The sequence below is a fragment of the Marinirhabdus gelatinilytica genome, from assembly GCF_003353425.1.
Taxonomy (GTDB): Bacteria; Bacteroidota; Bacteroidia; order Flavobacteriales; family Flavobacteriaceae; genus Marinirhabdus; species Marinirhabdus gelatinilytica.
The window spans coordinates 1-1169 of sequence record NZ_QRAO01000024.1 but is presented as its reverse complement, the minus strand read 5'-3'; the positions used below and the strand labels follow the sequence as shown (position 1 = coordinate 1169).

General features: G+C 32.0%; 1 protein-coding gene. It reads left to right on the top strand.

Annotation, left to right across the window (positions count from 1 at the left end; genetic code table 11):
* Positions 1–111: 111 nt before the first annotated feature.
* Positions 112–852 (top strand): DUF6090 family protein, encoded by a 741-nt coding sequence (locus tag C8D94_RS15155; protein ID WP_115124811.1) that lies wholly within the window; start codon positions 112–114, stop codon positions 850–852.
* Positions 853–1169 lie beyond the last annotated feature (317 nt).

The window sequence follows — 1169 nt, the reverse complement described above, 5'->3', positions numbered from 1 at the left end:
GCGCTTCCCACATTTGCTCCGCAAATTGATTCTAGCCAACGCGCGCCGCCCTAAAGTCGCACCGTTTCATATGCAAACCAGTTGTGCTTCATTATGACCAAACGTTAACCAATGATAAAATTCTTTAGAAAAATTAGACAAAACTTACTATCCGAAGGGAATACTGGTAAGTATCTGAAATATGCGTTCGGAGAAATCATCCTTGTGGTTATTGGAATTTTGATTGCTCTACAAATCAATAATTGGAATGAAAATAGAAAGGAGGCAATTGTAGAGCGTGAATCCTACGAAAATTTACTTGCCAGTTTAACTACAGACTCTTTGGAATTGGCTAAAATAATTCGGCTTCAGAATCAGAGTTTAGTAGACCAAAATCGTTTCATTAATTCTAATTTATTGGAAATAAAATCTTCATCGGACATTGAAGAAATTAGTAAGTCTCTTTATAACATTTATGATGGAGCCTACAGTTTCTTCCCAAAATATGGAACATATAACGCTATCCTTTCAAACAAAGGTATAGACATCTTAAAATCAAAGAAAATTAAATTGTCACTCATTGAACTATATGACTATCAATGTAAGAAATATGAGAATATAGATGCAATTATAGACCAACAATATAGTTTTGATTTTGTTCCATTTCAGCAAAGGAAACTCGGATTTTTTGTTGATTCAAATTTTGATTACAATACTGTAAATATGTCTTTATTTGAAGATAATTACGAGGAACTTGTATTACAATGTCAAAACATTAATACATTGAGTATTCATTCTTTAAATGCTTTAAGAGGAATACAAAAATCAGTAGATGAATTAATAGCATTAATTAGAATAGAACTAAAAAAATAACGAAAGCACAACAATGTATAACCGCAATTACGGCGAATTCGACTACGTCCGAATCCACTCAGAATTGCTAAAGTCTGTGCCAAACTAAAATAAACGCTAATTTAACCCGTAACTGACGGTTATACGAAACCGTTGTGTGCAATTATGAGCGCATCGTCCTGAAAAAAAACCAAAGATTAAACTATTGAATTATGATATACTATTGGTTACATCTAATATACATTTACATAGGTTCAAATTTTTTTTGGAAAAAAATCGATTTGGATTCTGACCTCACTCGTATTAGAAGAGTTAGTATTTTGGATTGTGATTCCTTA